The sequence below is a fragment of the Flavobacterium fructosi genome, from assembly GCF_042787335.1.
Classification (GTDB): domain Bacteria; phylum Bacteroidota; class Bacteroidia; order Flavobacteriales; family Flavobacteriaceae; genus Flavobacterium; species Flavobacterium fructosi.
In genome coordinates, this window is the sequence record NZ_JBHZQA010000001.1 from 543,424 (window position 1) to 562,488 (window position 19,065).

The following is a 19,065-nucleotide window of genomic DNA, read 5'->3' on the forward strand; positions in this document are numbered from 1 at the left end:
AAGTTAAGCTACATTTTTGTAATTAATTTGGTTGCTAAATGGTAATTTTAATGAAATAATATTATTAAATATCTTTTTTATTCAATTTTACGTGTGTAAACTGATAATACTTAAAACCGCTTAAATATTGGCGGAATAAATTTTAATCTATTTTTTTGAAGTAAAGACATTTTTAAACAGATTGTAAATTCTTTTTTTTTGGTATTGGTAAACTCTTTTTCTTTTTTTTATACGATGGAGAATTTTGTTTCTTCTTTCCTTTAACATTCATCTACTGATGCAATATGGCGTTGTCTTTCCATTTTTGGAAGAACAAGAAAAATATCATATAACGTATTAGCAGTCATTAATTAGATTTTACCAACAAACTATGTGTTTGCTTTAATTACAAATGTTTGATTTTAACTTTTAAGGTCGTTTCGATTTATACGGATTTGTTCACATTTGTTTTAATTAGTACTAATTCGTTTGTATTTATCAAGATTTTTGTGGTGCACGATGAGCATTAAATTTTCAATGTCTAGGAAATTGTTAGGACAAATTAGCTATATTTTTTGAAATCCATGTAGCAAATATTTAGTTTTAATATAGATGCCAAAAAGGATTCGGTAGGTTAGGACAAGATTCATGGAAATTTGGCACAACAAAGTAACTTTAAGTAATTTTCAGAAAGATTTTATAGCTTTCAGATTTTAAGAGTAGTAAATCCTTCTGAATCTTTCTAAATCCTTCCTGGAATAGCATTAGTTTACAGTGTTTTTTAGCAGAATTAATCGTGAAGTTTTACTTTAGACACAAAAAAAACCGCAAATAGCGGTTTTACATAAATTTTTAAGAAATTATAGTTTGTTTTTTAAATAAGCATTTTCGAAATTTTAGTTGTTGTAGCAGATTGCATTATGATTAATTCGTTTGATTATTTTTCTTTTTAGATCGAAGATTTTATTAAATTTCGTTTTACATTGTTACTCATCATAATTCCTGCCCCAAGGTCTTCTTGCCAAATAATTAGTACAACTATGACATTCCCGGCCTATCTGCCAAGTCAGGGAAAATTCATGAACTCCCTGCGTATTCTCTATTTTTGAAGTGCTTACATCATACGAATAACCAAAAGTGAAGTTATATATTTTAATGGAACCAATCAGATTTACTGAAGTCAGAAGATGGCTGTCAGCACTTTTCATCATAGGATTTGTTGCAGCAATGACGCCAATAATAAATGGATTAAAATGTACTATACTGCCAAAATCCAATCGATTGTATTGTCCTTGTTTCATGAAATTTGATGTGAGGACTAATTTGGAATCATCCGGTAAGAACGAAAAACCGGGGCCACTGTCGAGATTAAATGAATAGCCACTTTGAAGAGTGAAATTCATATCTAACGGCAGTTTACCTTGTGAGTCAAATGCAATATTGGGTGTGTTAAGATGCTTCATTGAAGCTCCGAGCCAAAAATCATCGGTATATAGCAAAAATCCTGAAGAAATATCAAATAAATTTATTTTGTCCTTGAGATGTAAAAGACTTGGATCTGAACTTCCACCGGCAATGCTGCCATCGTTAGTATTGATTTGGTCTTCAAACAAAAGACTTTTGAAATTAAAATTTTTAGATCCATAACCTCCTTCTAATCCTAAAATCATTCTTAAACCGGAATAAAAATTATCAAGGTCAAGATTTAGGGAAAATACACCATTGATTTGAGTGTAATTATAATCTGTAAAAACCTCATGCTGGTTTAGGACTGTCAGCCCTATTCCAATATTTTGAAGATTGGAATCGCTTGGACGTGAATCTTCTGATAAGTTTCCGATTGAGCCGTTAATAAATGCATAATCAGTATCCAGTCTTCTGGCTCCATCAGGCCATTGCGTTCTGTGTAGAATTCCTGTGTTTAAAGTATTTACGGTTCCTGTAAACGCACCGTTCTGCGTTTCAGGAACAAAATAATACTGCGTGAAAACAGGGTCTTGCGCTTTAACTTCTACAATCGATATGGAAGTTAAAAGTACATATATAATAAATTTTAGTTTCATTCTCAATGGGTGCTTATTTTATTAATACAAAAGGGCGATTTTCATTGACAATAGTTCCATAAAAGGTTTCTGCGCTCACTTTACAATAATAATTACCGTTTTCCGCATTCTGTCCTTTTATTTTACCATCCCATCCCTTTAAAGTGTCTCCGGTTTCTGAATAGATTAGTGAACCCCAAGTATCATAAATATCCAATCGAACATTTTTTAATGCCTTAGTCACGGGTCTGAATGTATCATTCATAGTATCATTGTTGGGTGTGAAGGCAGTGGGAACGACAAATAAATATCCTTTTTCAATATTAAAAGTAATTTTTTGCACATAGACACATCCAAAAGGATACGTAACAGTTTGTGTCACCACATACTCTTTTGGATTTAGGAATGTGTGCATTGGGTTGAGCTCTGTGGAAAAGCTACCGTCGCCAAAATCCCAAACCATACTGATAAAATCACCAGTAGCGGTATTGGAAAACTGTATGGGATCGATTATAGAATAAGTGCCATATGTTACAAAAGAATACGAAGTTGCATTAAATGAAGGTGTTCCAAGGGACTGCAATTTAACATTGAAGAAATAATTTGCTTTACAACCCAAAGCATCCATTACGTATAATATTGCTGTACCATTTTGACTGGTATTCATCATTTCATTATTCGAACCGCTGACCGTTCCGCTGGACCAGGTCAATTGGTAGGGTGGAACACCACCCGAAACTTGGGCTACAAATGTTTGTTTTACGTACTTCGTTTCACAGTCAAATTCTGTTTTTGTTGCCACTACAATTACGATAGGTGGTGGCCGGTTGATACTGTATTGAGCCTGTTTTGAACAACCCTTACTATCAATTACGGTCACCAAATAATTTCCTGCCGGGATATCCACCAAATCCTCGGCTGTAGATCCGTTTGACCAAGAATAGGTAAAAGGCGGTGTGCCTCCAGCAACGAGAAGATTTATTGCACCACTATTGGCATTATCACAATCAGAGGCATTGGTGACATTGGCTGATAAAATTAAAGGTTGAGGTTCCAAAATAATAAAAGTCTTTTTAATTGTACAAGGCTTACTGTCAACAATCGTTACCGTATAAGAGCCTGGTCCCAAATTATTCCGGACATTTCCGGCTACTGCATTATCATCCCAAACTAATTTCACAGGAGCAATCCCTCCAATAATATTTAGAATGATACTACCATCATGGGCACCAAAACAAGAAATGTTTTTAACGACTGGATTGATTGTAAAAATGGGTGCTTCAGGGATATTTACATTAAGCGTTTTTACACAATTATTTGAATCTGTAACGGTAATAAGATAATCACCAGCAGAGAGATTATTCTGAAACGTGCCGCGTCCCAGATTACTCCATGCAATTGCGTAAGGAGAAGTACCTCCAGTCACGGTTACAGTAATTGATGCATCATTAGAGCCATAACATATTATTGGAGTAGTCGCAGCAGCAATATTTATTTGTGGATTTACATTAATTGAAATAGTAAATGGATTTCCCTGACAACCGACAGCAGAAACAGGAGTTATTTTATAAACCACAGGAACTGTCAATAAAGTGGTATTCTTCCACGCATCATTTGCAATTTCATTTGCTAAATATCCATTACCCAGTTGTGGATTTCCTGAAAATGAAAATAAACCATTTGAATTAATATTCGTAATAGTATAAGTCGTAGCTGAAGGCCCATCAACATCATCACCTAAGATAACATTTGATTGTTCATCACTACAAAGCGTAAGTGTTTGGTTGGCAACGATTGGCTCTGGATTTATCGTCAACGTAATCGTAAATGGATTTCCCAAACAGCCTGAACTACTTTGGGGAATAATACTATACACTATATCCACAGCTACAGTTCCTAAATTAGTCCATGCATCATCAGCAATGGAATTTGCTAAATATCCAGTGCCTACTTGTGGATTACCTGCTGAAGCGGTTAATCCATTTGAAACAATAGCGGTAATAGTATAAGTTGCTGTTGGCTCTGTACCCAGTATAATGCCATTAACTGCATCACTACACACTGTGGTCGACTGGCTGGCAATTACTAATTCAGATTCAATCGTAACAGTCACCATAAAAGGATTGCCTTCACAACCAGCTGCACTTACCGGAACAATTGTGTAAATTACATTAACCGCTGAAGCTCCTGTATTTGTCCAGGAGTCATTAGATATTTCATTAGCGCTAAAACCTGTACCGATAAGCGGATTACCAGCGGATTCTGTTAATCTATTGGAATTGATATTTATAATATTATAACTAACTGCCAATGGCGAATCTATATCATTGCCTATTATAATTCCAATAGCTATATCACTACAAATAGTACCTGTCTGATTATCCACAACTGGTTCTGGGTTTATAGTAATTATTACCGTAAATGGATTACTTAAACAACCCGATGCGCTTTTTGGTACGACCGTATAAACGACATCAACTGCGGCTGGTGTTGTATTAGTCCATGCATCGTCTGTTATAACATTGGATAATAATCCTGTTCCTATTGCCGGATTTCCTGCTGATGCAGTTAATCCATTCGAATTGATAGCAGTAATATCATAGGTTGTTGCCGGAATACTAGTACTGGAATTTAATGCAATTCCAAAAGGGGAATCACTGCAAATAGTGCCTATTTGATTTGCTACAACCGGTTCCGGGTTTACAGTAACGGTTACTGTAAATGGTTGACCGGAACAACCGTTGGCGCTAATAGGCTTAATGGTATAAACTACATTTACTGCTACTGGGGTCATGTTAGCCCATGCATCGTCAGCTATTTCATTTGCTAAAAACCCAGTTCCTATAACAGGATTACCACCTACAACAGTCAGACCATTATCGTTAATATTCGTAATAGTATAAGTAGTATTGGCTGCTGTGCCTAAAATAAATGCATGGGCAACATCGCTACACGTAGTTACCGTTTGTGGACCAACTCCAAGAGTAGATTCTACCGTAACGGTTACGGTAAACGGATTACCCGTACATCCTAATGCACTTACAGGAACTACTGTATATACTACATTGACAGCCGATGGTGTTGTGTTAGTCCACGCATCATCTGCTATTTCATTATTTGAAAATCCTGCACCTGTTATTGGATTTCCTCCAAATTGATTTAATCCATTCGAATTGATAGCAGTGATATTATAAGTTGACACTGATGGAGTGTCGATATCATTTCCTAATAGCATATTATTAGCAATATCACTACAAATAGTAGCTATCTGATTTACCACAACGGGTTCAGGGTTTACAGTGATGGTTACCGTAAATGGATTACCCAAACACCCCGCTGCACTTGCAGGAACTACGGTGTAAATTACATCTACAGCTGTTGGTGTAGTATTTGTCCATGCGTCATTAGCAATTTCATTAGCTAAAAATCTTGTTCCTATTACTGGATTCCCTGCCGAAGTTGTTAATCCATTTGAATTAATAGCTGTTATATTATAGGTTGCTGCCGGAACACTAGTGCTGGAATTTAATGCAATTCCAAAAGGGGAATCACTACAAATAGTGCCTATTTGATTAGCTACAACTGGTTCCGGGTTAACAGTAACGGTTACTGCAAATGGTTGACCGGCACAGCCATTGGCACTAACAGGCTCAATGGTATAAATAACATCAACAGGAGAAGTCGTGATATTGTTCCAAACGTCATCTGAGATCTCACTCGCTCCAAGAGCAGTTCCTGTAACAGGATTGCCACCTAAAGCAGTCAGCCCATTGGCGTTAATATTAGTAATGGTATAAGTAGTATTGACAGTGGTGCCTAAAATGAATCCATGGGCAACATCGCTACAAGTAGTTACCGTTTGTGGACCAACTCCAAGAGTAGATTCTACTGTTAGGGTTACTGAAAACGGATTACCTGTACAGCCTAATGCACTTACAGGAACAACGGTATATACCACATTTACTGCGGCTGGTGTTGTATTTGTCCAGGCATCGTCAGCTATTTCATTAGCGCTAAAACCTGTACCGATAAGCGGACTACCCGCTGACGCTGCTAATCCATTGGAATTGATAGTACTGATATTATAAGTCGACACTGATGGAGTGTCAATATCATTTCCTAAAATTATTTTATTAGCTACATCACTACAAATAGTACCTGTCTGATTCACAACTACAGGTTCTGGATTTATCGTAATGGTTAGCGTAAAAGGATTACCTGAACAACCTGCTGCACTTACAGGAATTACCGTGTAAACGACATCAACTGCGGCTGGTGTTGTATTAGTCCATGCATCGTCTGTTATAACATTGGATAATAATCCTGTTCCTATTGCTGGATTTCCTGCTGATGCAGTTAATACATTTGAATTGATAGCCGTTATATTGTAGGTTGTTGCCGGAATGCTTGTACTGGAATTTAATGAAATTCCAAAAGTGGAATCACTACAAATAGTGCTTGTTTGATTAGCTACAACCGGTTCCGGGTTAACAGTAACGGTTACTGTAAATGGTTGACCGAAACATCCGTTAGAACTTTTAGGAGCAATGGTATACACAACAGTCACTGCTACAGTAGTGATGTTCGTCCATGCATCGTCAGCTATTTCGTTTGCTAAAAATCCAGTTCCTGTCACTGGATTACCTGTTGATGCCCCTAATCCATTGGAGTTAATAGAGATAATATCATAAGTTGTGTTTAATGCTGTTCCTAAAATAAATCCATGGACAACATTACTACAAGTAATTGCCGTTTGTGGTCCAACTCCGAGAGTAGATTCAACCGTTAGGGTTACTGTAAACGAATTACCCGTACAGCCAGATGCACTTACAGGAACAACGGTATAGATTACATTGACTGCGGCTGGGGTTGTATTAGTCCAAGCATCATCAGCTATTTCACTATTTGAAAATCCCGTGCCTGTTACTGGATTTCCTCCAAAAAGAATCAGTCCTCCGGTATTAATATTGGTGATAGTATAGGTTGATACTGATGGACTATCAATATCATTTCCTAAAAGTATGTTATTAGCAATAGCACTGCATATTGAACCGGTTTGATTTGCCACTACTGGTTCTGGATTTACCGTTATTGTTACTGTAAAGGAATTTCCTGAACAACCCGATGCGCTTTTTGGCACGACCGTGTAAACGACATCAACTGCGGCTGGTGTTGTATTAGTCCATGCATCGTCTGTTATAGCATTGGATAATAATCCTGTTCCTAGTGCTGGATTTCCTGCTGATGCAGTTAATCCATTTGAATTGATAGCTGTTATATTATAGGTTGCTGCCGTAGCACCAGTACTGGGATTTAATGAAATGCCAAAAGGGGAATCGCTGCAAATAGTGCTTGTTTGATTAGTGACAATCGGTTCTGGGTTAACGGTAACCGTTACCGTGAAGGGTTGACCGGAACAGCCGTTATTTCCATTAGGAACAATAGTATAAACAACATTTACTGCTGATACCGTAGTGTTGATCCAGGCATCATCTGCGATTTCATTTGATGAAAAATTGGTTCCTGTTGTTGGGTTTCCAGCAGATGTGATCATTCCATTTGAACTGATAGATGTTATTTGATAGGTGATCGAAGAATTTCCCCCTAAAGATACCCCAATTGCATCACCACCGCATTTTGCAATATTAATTGAAGAATTTCCAATATTAGATTGAACTATTACCACAATTGTAAAAGTTGTTCCTGAACAATTTCCTGATTTTGGAGTAATCGTATAAGTTAAAGTTGCTGGTGAAGATGAAGTACTAACCAAAGTTTGGCTTATTGGTGCAGAAACATTAGTTGCTGCACTTCCTCCCATAACTGCTCCTGCTGGGCTACTGATAGGCATTGGCCAAGAGTAAGTTGTGCCTGATGGGACCATATCAGTAGAATTTGTTCCTCCTTCATTTGTTGGTGTTACGCTAAAAGAAGAATTCGAACAAATAGTTGCTGTTACATTTGAAATAATAGGTGTTGGATTTACCGTAACTGTTACTACGAAAGACGTCGTACAATTATTAGGAGAAGTTCCCGAAGAAGCTGTTACAGTATAGATTACATTAATTGAAGCATTGGTCGAATTGGTTAATGTTTGACTAATGGCACTAACACCTGTATTTTGATTACTTGCACCGGATATCCCTGATGGGGGAGTAACTGTCCAAGTATAGGTTGTACCTGTTGGTAAAATCAATAAAGGTGGCGAATTTATTAAAGGAACATTAAATGCGGTGCCACTACATGCCGCTACTGTCTGGTTTGCTATAACTGGTTTTGGATTTACTGTCACCGTAATTGCAAAAGGAACTCCTGCACAATTACCGGCATCGCCAGAAGTCGGCGTTACTGTATAAGCAACCGTTTGAGCAACATTAGTTAAATTGGTTAAAGTTTGAGTAATACTACTAACTCCAGCAACTGAGGATGCTGATTGTCCTGTTACATTGGTATTAGTTGCAACTGTCCATGTATAAGTTGTGTTTAAGGGAACAACTGTGCCTGGACCGCTAATGGGAGTCACTGAAAATGTGGAACCACTACATATTGAAGCCGTTTGGGCTGGAATTACAGGTTTTGGATTTACTGTAACAGTAACGATAAACGGAATACCGGGACAATTATTTGTTGAAGGAGTTACTGTGTAGACTGCTGTTTGAAAAGTATCTGTTGGGTTATTTAATGTACCTGAAATAGTTGTTTGTCCTGTTATAGCTACTCCACCAGTTACTCCACCAGTAACTGTTGGAGTACCCCATGAATAGGTAGTCCCTATAGGAATACTATTTAAAGTAGAAGTATTTGGAGATACAGAAAAGGCTATACCGCTACAAGTAATTGGAGTAAAGACTTCTGTAATAGCCGGTTTTGGTTTTACTACAATGGTATAATTATAAGCAGTTCCACTACATACAGCTGAACCATTAGTGGCTGCCGTTGCACTATAGGTTATTGTTATTGGTGATGTCGTTGTGTTAAATAATTGTTGAGAAGGAATAGTATTGGTTCCACCAGTTAATACACCTGTTATTCCAAAAGGTTGAACTGCGGACCAACTAAAGGTTGCACCCGATGATGCACTACTTAACGTAACTAGAGTACTTGAATCTCCAGAACAAAGGGTTTGTGGCACTGGAGAAAAAATAACTGAAGGTGAAGGATTAACAGTGACCACAATTGTGAAAGTTGTTCCTGAACAATTTCCTGATTTTGGAGTAATCGTATAAGTTAGAGTTGCTGGTGAAGATGAAGTACTAACCAAAGTTTGGCTTATTGGTGCAGACACATTAGTTGCAGCACTTCCTCCCGTAACAGATCCTGCTGGGCTACTTACTGGTATTGGCCAAGAGTAAGTTGTGCCTATCGGTACTATATCAGTAGAATTTGTTCCTCCTCCATTTGTTGGTGTTACACTAAAAGAAGTATTCGAACAAATAGTTGCTGTTGCATTTGAAATAATAGGTATTGGATTTACCGTAACTGTTACTATGAAAGGGGTCGTACAATTATTGGGAGAAGTTCCCGAAGAAGCTGTTACAGTATAGATTACGTTAATTGAAGCATTGGTCGAATTGGTTAATGTTTGACTAATGGCACTAACACCTGTTGTTTGATTACTTGCACCTGCTATTCCTGATGGGGGAATAACTGTCCAAGTATAAGTTGTACCTGGTGGTAAAATCAATAAAGGTGGAGAATTTATTAAAGGAACATTAAATGCGGTGCCACTACATGCCGCTATTGTCTGGTTTGCTATAACTGGCTTTGGATTTACTGTCACCGTAATTGCAAAGGGAACTCCTGCACAATTACCGGTATCACCCGAAGTCGGCGTAACTGTATAAGCAACCGTTTGAACTACATTAGTTAAATTGGTTAAAGTTTGACTGATACTACTAACTCCAGCAGCTGAGGATGCTGATTGCCCTGTTACATTGGTATTAGTTGCAACTATCCATTTAAAAGTTGTGTTTATGGGAACAACTGTGCCTGGACCGTTAATGGGAGTAACTGTAAATGTGGAACCACCACATATTGAAGCTGTTTGGGCTGGAATTACAGGCTTTGGATTTACTGTAACTGTAACAGTATTTTGACATCCATTTGAATTCGTGTAGGTAATAATTGTTGTACCTGTACTTACTCCTGTAACAACTCCTGTTGTTGAAACTGTTGCAACTGAAGGATTAGAAGAACTCCATGAATTAGATGCCGCAGCAGTTGGAGAGCCCGTTAATGAGGTAGTTGAACCGACACAAACAGTAATAGTTCCTGTAATAGTTGGTAAAGGATTTACTGTTACTGTCGCGGTTCTTTGACAACCATTTGTATTCGTATAAGTTATTGTTGTTGTTCCAACTGATAAAGAAGTGACCAAACCAGTAGAATTTATTGTTGCGACAGAGGTATTAGACGACATCCATGGATTGGAGGTCGCAGCCGAGGCAGAACCTGACAACAAAGTAGTTGAACCAATGCAAATACCTAAATTTCCTGTAATTGTTGGTAATGGATTTACAGTAAACAAGCCCGTTGTTTTACATCCCAAGTTATTGGTATAAGTAATAGTTGTAGTTCCTGCCGAAACTCCCGTAACCAAACCTGTAGATCCGACAGTGGCAACTGCAGTATTCGATGAAGCCCAAGGACTTGTTGTAGCTGCAGTTACTGAACCCGTTAATTGGGATGTAGCACCAATGCAAGAAAACAATGTCCCAGTTATGGTTGGTGAAGGATTAATAGTAATGGAACCACTTGCTGTAAAGGAACCGCATTCGTTGGTCACCTTTAAAGAATATATAAATGTTCCCGAAGTACTGTAGCTAATAGTTCCAGGATTAGCTGTAGATAATGATGCTGGTGTTGCTGGTGTGCCCCCGTGAAAACTCCATTCATAAGTCGGCGGTGATTGTGTGCCACAATTTGTAATAGTAGCCGATGGATTTATAATTGTTGAACTTCCTAATTGACAAATAGTTGGTATTGGAGCGATTGTTACAATAGGTGGTTTTGTAACTACTACCGTTTTAGTAATGAATTGAGATGGACTACAGGAGTTATTTGCGGTTAATTTAATGGTATAGGTTCCCGCTTCAGTGAAATTAAAGGAAGCGTTTGTAGTGGTTTGATTTGGAATTGGTGCAATAGTTGTTCCACAACTTGAAGGAAGAAAAGTTGCACTCCATACATATGTTGAAGTAACACAAGAATTCGTAGTTACAGTTGTATTTGTTGCTGTAATTGATTGTGGTGTGCAGCCAACATTGTTGTTGAGTGTAAAAGTAGGAACAAGTGGAGGTTCTACACAAATTGTACTTGTTTTAATAAATATTCCGCAATATCCGGATGTGGTCAATGTTATAGTGTAATTGCCAGGTGAGTTATAGGTATGACACGGAGGGTTTGGGGTGCCAGCAGCGGTTATGGAATACACACTTGAGCCATCTCCAAAATTCCACTCATAAAGTGTGCTTTCAAGACAATTTTCATTAGAAGCCGGTAATGATGTATTAGTAAACTGAACACAACTGTTGACGCATACATTAGTGGGATTTGTAAAATTAGGGGTAGGAGGCTTTAATATAACTATTGGTGAAATTGTCGAATTTGTTGTACCACAAGAATTTGATATTTTTAAAGTCGCAGTAATACTAGCACTAGGGCAACTGCTTGTATTATATATATGAGGAACTGGATAATTTGATGAAAGTGACGGATTGGAAGAATTATAATATAATGTGTTCTGCATTAAATCTGATTGTAAGAGATTTACCAAGGGGGACGCGTCTCCATAATCTATTAAATATTTTGTTCCTGGCGAATTTAATGCCCAGTTTGACAATGTAAATTGCAGGTTTGGTGTAGGAGCACACAAGTTTGTTGTGCTTCCTGGACTAACAAGACCACCTGCAGGATTAGATTCATTTTTTATAGTGTAATTTCTTGTAGTTGAGCAGCCATTTTGACCAATTGCTGTAATAGCCATATTAAATGCACCTAGAGAAGTATAAGTATGGGTAAAAGGTAAAGCAGTAAATATTTCTGGGGTACCTCCATTTTGCCATATTACACTATAACTGCTGATGCAATTTGAATTTGCGCTAGAAGCCCCTACACTTACATTATAATTGGGGTTTGCTCCAGCTGAATTACAATTATTAAATTGATTAGTAGTATTTAAAGGGTTATAAGGCAGATGATTATTGTCAATAAATAAAACGTTTGGCTGCTGTTTTATTGTAATAGCATATGTCTTCGAATTGGAACAACCATTAGAGTCAGTTATGGTCAAAGTAACATTAAAAACCTCGGTACCACATCCTGAAGAAGTAAATGTATGGGTTGGATTTTTATTTGATGATGTACCACTATCCCCAAAATTCCAAGTGTAAGTATTACCGTTACTTGATGTTGTAAACTGAACTGCAGTTCCGGAACAAGCATTATTAGTGAATGTAAAATCAACTATTGGCAAAGGATATACTGTAATTGTTACTTTATCATCACTAGAAACAGCAACATCCTTATCCTCTTTATCTTTTACACCCTTTAAAACATAAGTAAAAGTTCCTGCTACATTAGTTGGAGCAGTAACGGTTACACTTTTATTATTTCCTGTCGTTAAAACATTTATTGAAGCTCCTCCATTTAGCGTATAAGTAAATGTGTACGGCTCTTTATTGTCGTCCTTTACTTCAAATGTTATTACCGGCTGTGCTGCATTCAAACATACAGTTGCATTTCCTGTTATCTGTCCAGATGGATCGGCAACCGTTTTAATTAGTATGCTTTTTTCGGTTTTATTGGAAGAATAAGCGAGGGTCGAATTAAAATTTATTAGAACAAATAAAAAAATAATCTTGTAAAGGTGTTTCATAATTATGCTTTAATTCAACGAACGTAAAGTATCATTTTCACGTAGGAAAAAAGAGATTTTCGGCAAATATAATGTAATGATTTTCCATTCCTTTACGGTTTTCCGTAAAGAAGCTATTTCTAGTAAAAATAATTTTGTTGATTTTAGTGTTGCTAAATCCATTTATGATAATGGATTCTCTGTAAAAAGTATTACTCATTATCATAAAGGAGCAGGGATCGAAAAAGAGATTAGTTTGAATAATTTGAGAAAGGCTTATCCCGCATTGGTAAATCGAGTTAAGGATATGGAGACAAAAATTCTATCGTCTTATTCAATATATGGCTTTCTAACAGAATATTATTCAGATCCGACAGTCTAAGGCAATTGAAAAAGCGGTTTTGAAAATTAAAATATTTGATTGAAACAGAAAAAGTATAAATGAAATGTAGTTTTTTATTAATACTTTTTCTGTTTCCTACTTAATAATATTTGCATCTCGATTTATAAAATTCCTCACTCCCTTTCCTCACTGAAGTCCTCACTTGAGCGTTTTAGATTCTATATTTTCGAAATATTAATCCAATAAAAAACCCTAACATATTGATGTTAGGGTTTTTGCTTTGGTAGCGAGACCGAGATTTGAACTCGGGACCTCAGGGTTATGAATCCTGCGCTCTAACCGACTGAGCTATCTCGCCATGATTAAGGGTGGTAAACCATCCCTGAATGCGGGTGCAAATATAAAAATAATAATACAGCTTACAAGCGTTTTTTAAAGAAAAAAAAATATTTTTAAAAATGCTTTTTTTTCGGACTTATATTCTATATATTTCAGAAAAATTAAATGTAGCTCATGGATCAAAAAGTACGTTTCGAAATCGAGTTCCCCATAAATTCCTCGCCTCAATTATTATATCAATATATATCGACTCCATCTGGTCTATCAGAATGGTTTGCCGATAATGTAAATTCTCGTGGTGAATTTTTTACTTTTATTTGGAATGATTCCGAGGAAAAAGCCAGACTTGCCTCTAAAAAGTCAGGTGAAAAGGTAAAATTCAAATGGATAGATGAAAATAATAAAGATACTGAATACTTTTTTGAGTTGCATATCTTGGTTGATGAGTTGACTAAAGATGTTTCCCTTATGGTAGTTGACTTTGCAGATAAAGACGAAGTGGATGAAGCTACACAACTGTGGGAAAATCAAATTTCAGATTTGAAACATCTCATAGGTTCTGTGTAGTTTAATCCTATTTTATGACTTATATTTGACCTAATAAATTTAGGACTTTTTTTATGATTAATTTTAATGGAACTATAGTGTCAAAACACACTAATATACTGACACAAAATCGCGGTTTTTTATATGGTGATGCTGTTTTTGAAACGGTTAAAATAATAAGTAATAAGATTCTATTTTTAGAAGATCATTATTTTAGATTAATGTCTTCTATGCGGGTAATCCGAATGGAAATACCCATGAATTTCACTATGGAATATTTAGAAGAACAAATTCTGTCATTGGTTAAAAATAATTCGTTGTCGGACTCATCTCGTGCTCGAATTACGGTTTATAGAAATGATGGAGGCTATTACTTACCAAGCAATAACAGTATTTCCTTTTTGATACATAGTATTGCATTAGAAAACACCTCTTATTGTATTGAACAAAGGGAATATGAAGTAGATCTTTACAAAGATTTTTATGTGACGAAGCAATTACTCTCCTCGATAAAAACAACCAATAAAATTATCAATATTACGGGAAGTATTTATGCTCATGAAAATGGTTTAGACAATTGTATTTTATTGAATGATAGTAAAAATGTAGTGGAAGCTTTGCAGGGAAATATTTTTATGCTGTTGGGAAATAGATTGATTACCCCACCAGTTTCAGAAGGTTGTTTGAATGGTGTGATGAGAAAACAAATCTTAGTATTGGCAAAAAAAATTAATCAGTTAGAAGTAGTTGAAGAGACTATTTCTCCGTTCGACCTTCAGAAAGCGGATGAATTATTTATAACTAATGTTATTGCAGGTATACAGCCTATAACAAAATACCGCAAGAAAACATTTACTAGCAATGTAGCAAATCAATTGGTGCAAATGCTGAACGAAATGATAAGGTTAAACTAATTTAAATAAGGGTTTTCAGGGGCATTTGACCAAATGAGATATTCTCCTCCTAATTCTTTTATTTGCTCCTGCCAGAAATGCGTTGTGGATTTTCCGATGATTTTATTTTCGTAATTATTTTCGGTTATAATCCATGAATTTTCTAGCATTTCATTTTCTAATTGGTTTTCATCCCAACCGGTGTAACCAAGGAAAAAACGAATGTTATCTTTATTAATTTTTCCATCGTTGATTAGTTCTTTGGTAGACTCAAAATCACCTCCCCAATAGATTCCATTTGATATCTCAATACTGTTTGGAATCAAATTAGGAATATTGTGTATGAAATAAAGATTATCCTGTTCTACCGGACCTCCATTGTAAATTTTGAATCGGGCAAAGATTTCCGGAATCAAATCATTAATAGTATATTTCAATGGTTTATTTATAATAAAACCAACGGATCCCTCTTTATTATGATCTGCTAATAAGATTACAGATCTATTAAATGATAGATCGCCAACTATAGAAGGCTCTGCTATAAGTAGATGGCCTTTTCTCAATTTTTCTGAGATCATGACATTGTCTTTTTAAGTAATTAAATTTAAGAAAAAATTCATTAAGATACCAAATAAACTCGTTAAACTGCATAAAAAAACCCTCCATGGGAAGGTTTTATTATATTGGAAAACTTAAACTAGTTTACTGCTCCTTCTAATTCTGCACCAGCTTTAAATTTCACAACATTTTTAGCTGCGATTTGAATAGTTTTTCCTGTTTGAGGATTTCTACCGTCTCTAGCAGCTCTAGCTGAAACTGACCAAGATCCGAAACCTACTAAAGATACTCTTCCACCTTTTTTCAAAGTACCGCCTACATTTCCTAAAAATGACTCTAAAGCTAATTTTGCAGCAGCTTTTGTAATTCCTGCTTCAGCAGCCATAGCGTCGATTAATTCTGATTTGTTCATAATGAATAGTTATTAATTGTTGGTTATAAAAAATTGTTAATACACAAATTTAATAGGAAATACGTTCCTTGCAAGTGTTTTAGCTATTTTTAGCTCGTTTTGTTGATAACTTATTTTTTTTGTTCATAAAGCAGTATTTTTCGTGCTAAAATCATCGATAAACGCCCATTTTACTGACGTTAATAGGCTTTTGAATTTTCAGTAAAAGAAATTCCGTTCAGTAATTCGGCTGTAGTCATCCTTTTTTTTCCCGGAAATTGCAAATTTAATATTTGAATAAATCCATTTGCCACAGCAATTTTCATTTCTTTTTTGGTGCAAATCAAATGACCAATGGCATAGGAATGATCTTCTGAAATAACTTTTGCTTCATAAATTTTCACATTCCACTCTTCAAGTTTGTCTCTAAAGAAGCACCAAGCAGTCGGATAGGGACTCAATCCTCTGATTAAATTATTGATTTCCAAAGCTGACTTTGTCCAATCTATTTTGCAGTTTTCTTTATTTAGTTTGTATGCCGTTTTTATAGCTGAATTTTCAGTTTGAATAATAGTGGTTATATTTCCTTTTTCAATAAGTTTTAAAGTATCAATAACAGTCTTGCTGCCCAAGTCCATTAATCTATCGTGCAATTGTCCGGCATTTTCAGTGTCTCCAATTTCTATTTCTGAACTTATGATCATGGCTCCCGTGTCGATTTTATCATCGATAAAAAAAGTGGTAACACCTGTTTTACTCTCGCCATTAATTATTGCCCAATTTATGGGTGCGGCACCTCTGTAATTGGGTAGGAGAGAAGCGTGAAGGTTAAATGTTCCTAATGAAGGCATTTCCCAAACCACTTTTGGCAACATTCTAAAAGCAACTACAATTTGTAAATTGGCATTCAAGGCTTTTAATTCAGCTAAAAAAGTTTCGTCTTTTAGATTTGTAGGTTGTAATAAAGTAAGGTTATTGGCTAATGCAAATTCTTTTACTGCAGAATATTTTATTTTTTGTCCACGGCCTGCTGGTTTGTCGGTTGCGGTAATGACACCCACAACTTCATAGTTGTTTTTGATTATCGTATCCAGAATTCCAACTGCAAATTCGGGTGTTCCCATGAAAACAATTCGTAATTTTTTCATTATGATCTTATAGTATATTTATTGTTTGGTTTTACACGTATTGCACTGTTATCCAGTAAATGTTGCAATGCAAAGATGACTTCGTCCGGACTATTTTTAGTCCTATTTTGAATTTCTCTTGAATTTAAATCTTCGGTCTCTAGTAAAGTGATGATTGCTTTTGAAAGTAAAATGACATTAGGTTTTTGTTGTTTCTTTGTGATGCAGTAGGAACAAATGCCACAATCAGTGCTGACTTTTTCTCCAAAATAATTCAAAATTAATTTGCTTTTGCAAACTTTTTTCTCATTGATATAATCAAGTACAGCTTTGAGTTGTTCCTTTTTTAATTGATTTTGATTTTCTAAATATTTAGAAACTCTGCTAATTGTTCTTTCATCTTCCCGAACTTCGTTGAAAATTAATGTGGCATCATTATTTTTCGAATGGTATTCAATAAGGCCTTTTTCTTTTAATTTTTTTAAAACGGCATGTATTTCTGCTGAAGCATGATTCGATTTTTTTGCAATTAATTCTAAATTAAAAGCAGTTTGCATCTCATAAATTCCCGGATATGTTCGCAATATTGCTAATATAATTTCCTCATCATTCGAATTTAAACTCATATAACGAATCACTTCTTTGGAAGGAATTAAAAATTGCATAGTGATTTTTTCAGAAAATTCCTGAGACAGGGTAAGTATTCCTTGTCTATCCATAAATTGCATGGCATTGTACGTTTTTAATATAGGAAAACCATATTTTATACAAAAATGATTCAAATTGAAAGTGAATTGTTCATTGATTCCTTCCCCGTATGCGATTTGGAAATAATTGCAAAGCTTTACATACATTTGATTTAGAAAGTTTTTATCGGGGAGGATATTTATAAATTGACTTTCGGTTTGAAGTATATCCGAAGGACTTGTTAATAAAACAGCATATGCTTTTTCACCAGTTCTTCCCGCACGTCCAGCTTCCTGATAATAATTTTCCAAATTCTCCGGTAACTGAATATGAATTACCGTTTTTACATTGGCTTTGTCAATTCCCATTCCAAAGGCATTTGTGGCAATAATGACCTGAACTTCTTCATTCATCCACAACTGCATGTTCTTGTCTTTCTCCTTGGACGAAAGTCCTCCGTGATAATACGTTGCTTTAAACCCTAAAGACTGAAGTTGCGAGCAAACTTCCAAGCACGATTTTCTGTTTCGCACATAGATTATGGAAGATTCTGGATTTTTTTTTAGTATTTGTTCAATTCTGAAAAGTTTATCTTCTACTTCAAAAACCATATAGGCAATATTTTCCCTTGCAAATGATTTTTCGAAAATTTGTGGATTCTGCAATCCTAATTCGTTGATAATATTTTCTTTTACTTTTGGAGTTGCTGTTGCCGTCAAAGCCAAGAAAGGTATTTTTGGAAAATGTATTTTTAAGGAGGAAATTTTTAAATAGGCAGGCCTAAAGTCATGTCCCCATTGCGAAACACAATGCGCTTCGTCTATAGTAATTAAGTTGATGGGAAGGTTTTTTATTCTTTCCAATATCCAGTCTGATTGAAGCCGTTCTGGTGATAAATAAAGGAATTTATAATTCCCGAATTGGCAATTGTCCAACAGGTCAATCATTTCTTCTGATCGGATGCCTCCCGTTAAAGCAATCGCTTTTATGTCTCTCCTTTGTAAATTAGTCACTTGGTCTTTCATTAAAGCTACCAAAGGGGAAATCACTAAACAAATGCCTTCATTCATCATCGCAGGAATCTGGAAACATACTGATTTTCCGCCACCGGTTGGCATCAATGCAAAAGTATCTTGACCGCTTAAAACAGAATTAATAATTTCGTTTTGCAGTGACCTAAATTTATCATGTTTCCAATATTTTCGAAGAATAGCTACTGCTTCTTGCATAGATTACAGTCCCGAGACTTCGGGATTAGATTTTAAGTTATACAATATGAAAAAATCGTAAATCCCAATTTGTAAT

General features: G+C 35.7%; 9 protein-coding genes and 1 tRNA gene. 3 read left to right on the forward strand and 7 right to left on the reverse strand.

Annotated features, from left to right (window positions below):
- Positions 1-965: 965 nt before the first annotated feature.
- Both ACFX5D_RS02410 and ACFX5D_RS02415 read right to left on the reverse strand, forming a co-directional pair.
- Positions 966-2,042, reverse strand: a complete 1,077-nt coding sequence (locus tag ACFX5D_RS02410; protein ID WP_379856667.1) for a PorP/SprF family type IX secretion system membrane protein — start codon at positions 2,040-2,042, stop codon at positions 966-968.
- A gap of 13 nt (positions 2,043-2,055) precedes the next feature.
- Positions 2,056-12,897, reverse strand: a complete 10,842-nt coding sequence (locus ACFX5D_RS02415) for a PKD-like domain-containing protein (RefSeq protein ID WP_379856668.1) — start codon at positions 12,895-12,897, stop codon at positions 2,056-2,058.
- A gap of 76 nt (positions 12,898-12,973) precedes the next feature.
- Between ACFX5D_RS02415 and ACFX5D_RS02420 the strand changes: the two genes are divergently transcribed.
- Positions 12,974-13,258 (forward strand): hypothetical protein, encoded by a 285-nt coding sequence (locus ACFX5D_RS02420; protein WP_379856669.1) that lies wholly within the window; start codon positions 12,974-12,976, stop codon positions 13,256-13,258.
- A gap of 242 nt (positions 13,259-13,500) precedes the next feature.
- Here ACFX5D_RS02420 and ACFX5D_RS02425 read toward each other — a convergent pair.
- Positions 13,501-13,577, reverse strand: a tRNA-Met gene (locus tag ACFX5D_RS02425).
- A 155-nt stretch (positions 13,578-13,732) separates the two neighbouring features.
- Here ACFX5D_RS02425 and ACFX5D_RS02430 point away from each other — a divergent pair.
- Together ACFX5D_RS02430 and ACFX5D_RS02435 are read left to right on the forward strand one after the other, a co-directional pair.
- Positions 13,733-14,125 carry an START-like domain-containing protein gene (locus tag ACFX5D_RS02430; protein WP_379856670.1) on the forward strand — a complete coding sequence of 131 codons (393 nt, stop codon included), beginning with the start codon at positions 13,733-13,735 and terminating at the stop codon, positions 14,123-14,125.
- A gap of 53 nt (positions 14,126-14,178) precedes the next feature.
- Complete coding sequence (locus ACFX5D_RS02435; protein ID WP_379856671.1) at positions 14,179-15,018, forward strand: aminotransferase class IV; 840 nt, start codon at positions 14,179-14,181, stop codon at positions 15,016-15,018.
- On the opposite strand, the gene ACFX5D_RS02440 is transcribed toward ACFX5D_RS02435, so the two are convergent.
- From ACFX5D_RS02440 to ACFX5D_RS02455, 4 genes are all read right to left on the reverse strand, one after another.
- Positions 15,015-15,575 (reverse strand): YqgE/AlgH family protein, encoded by a 561-nt coding sequence (locus ACFX5D_RS02440; RefSeq protein WP_073210172.1) that lies wholly within the window; start codon positions 15,573-15,575, stop codon positions 15,015-15,017. The genes ACFX5D_RS02435 and ACFX5D_RS02440 overlap by 4 nt on opposite strands.
- Positions 15,576-15,694: 119 nt before the next feature.
- Positions 15,695-15,967, reverse strand: coding sequence for an HU family DNA-binding protein (locus ACFX5D_RS02445; RefSeq protein WP_073210174.1), 273 nt, complete (start codon positions 15,965-15,967; stop codon positions 15,695-15,697).
- 179 nt (positions 15,968-16,146) lie between these two features.
- Positions 16,147-17,094 carry a methionyl-tRNA formyltransferase gene (gene fmt, locus ACFX5D_RS02450; RefSeq protein WP_379856672.1) on the reverse strand — a complete coding sequence of 316 codons (948 nt, stop codon included), beginning with the start codon at positions 17,092-17,094 and terminating at the stop codon, positions 16,147-16,149.
- Positions 17,094-18,989 (reverse strand): RecQ family ATP-dependent DNA helicase, encoded by a 1,896-nt coding sequence (locus ACFX5D_RS02455; RefSeq protein ID WP_379856673.1) that lies wholly within the window; start codon positions 18,987-18,989, stop codon positions 17,094-17,096. Before ACFX5D_RS02455 ends, fmt begins: the two co-directional genes overlap by 1 nt.
- Positions 18,990-19,065: the final 76 nt, after the last annotated feature.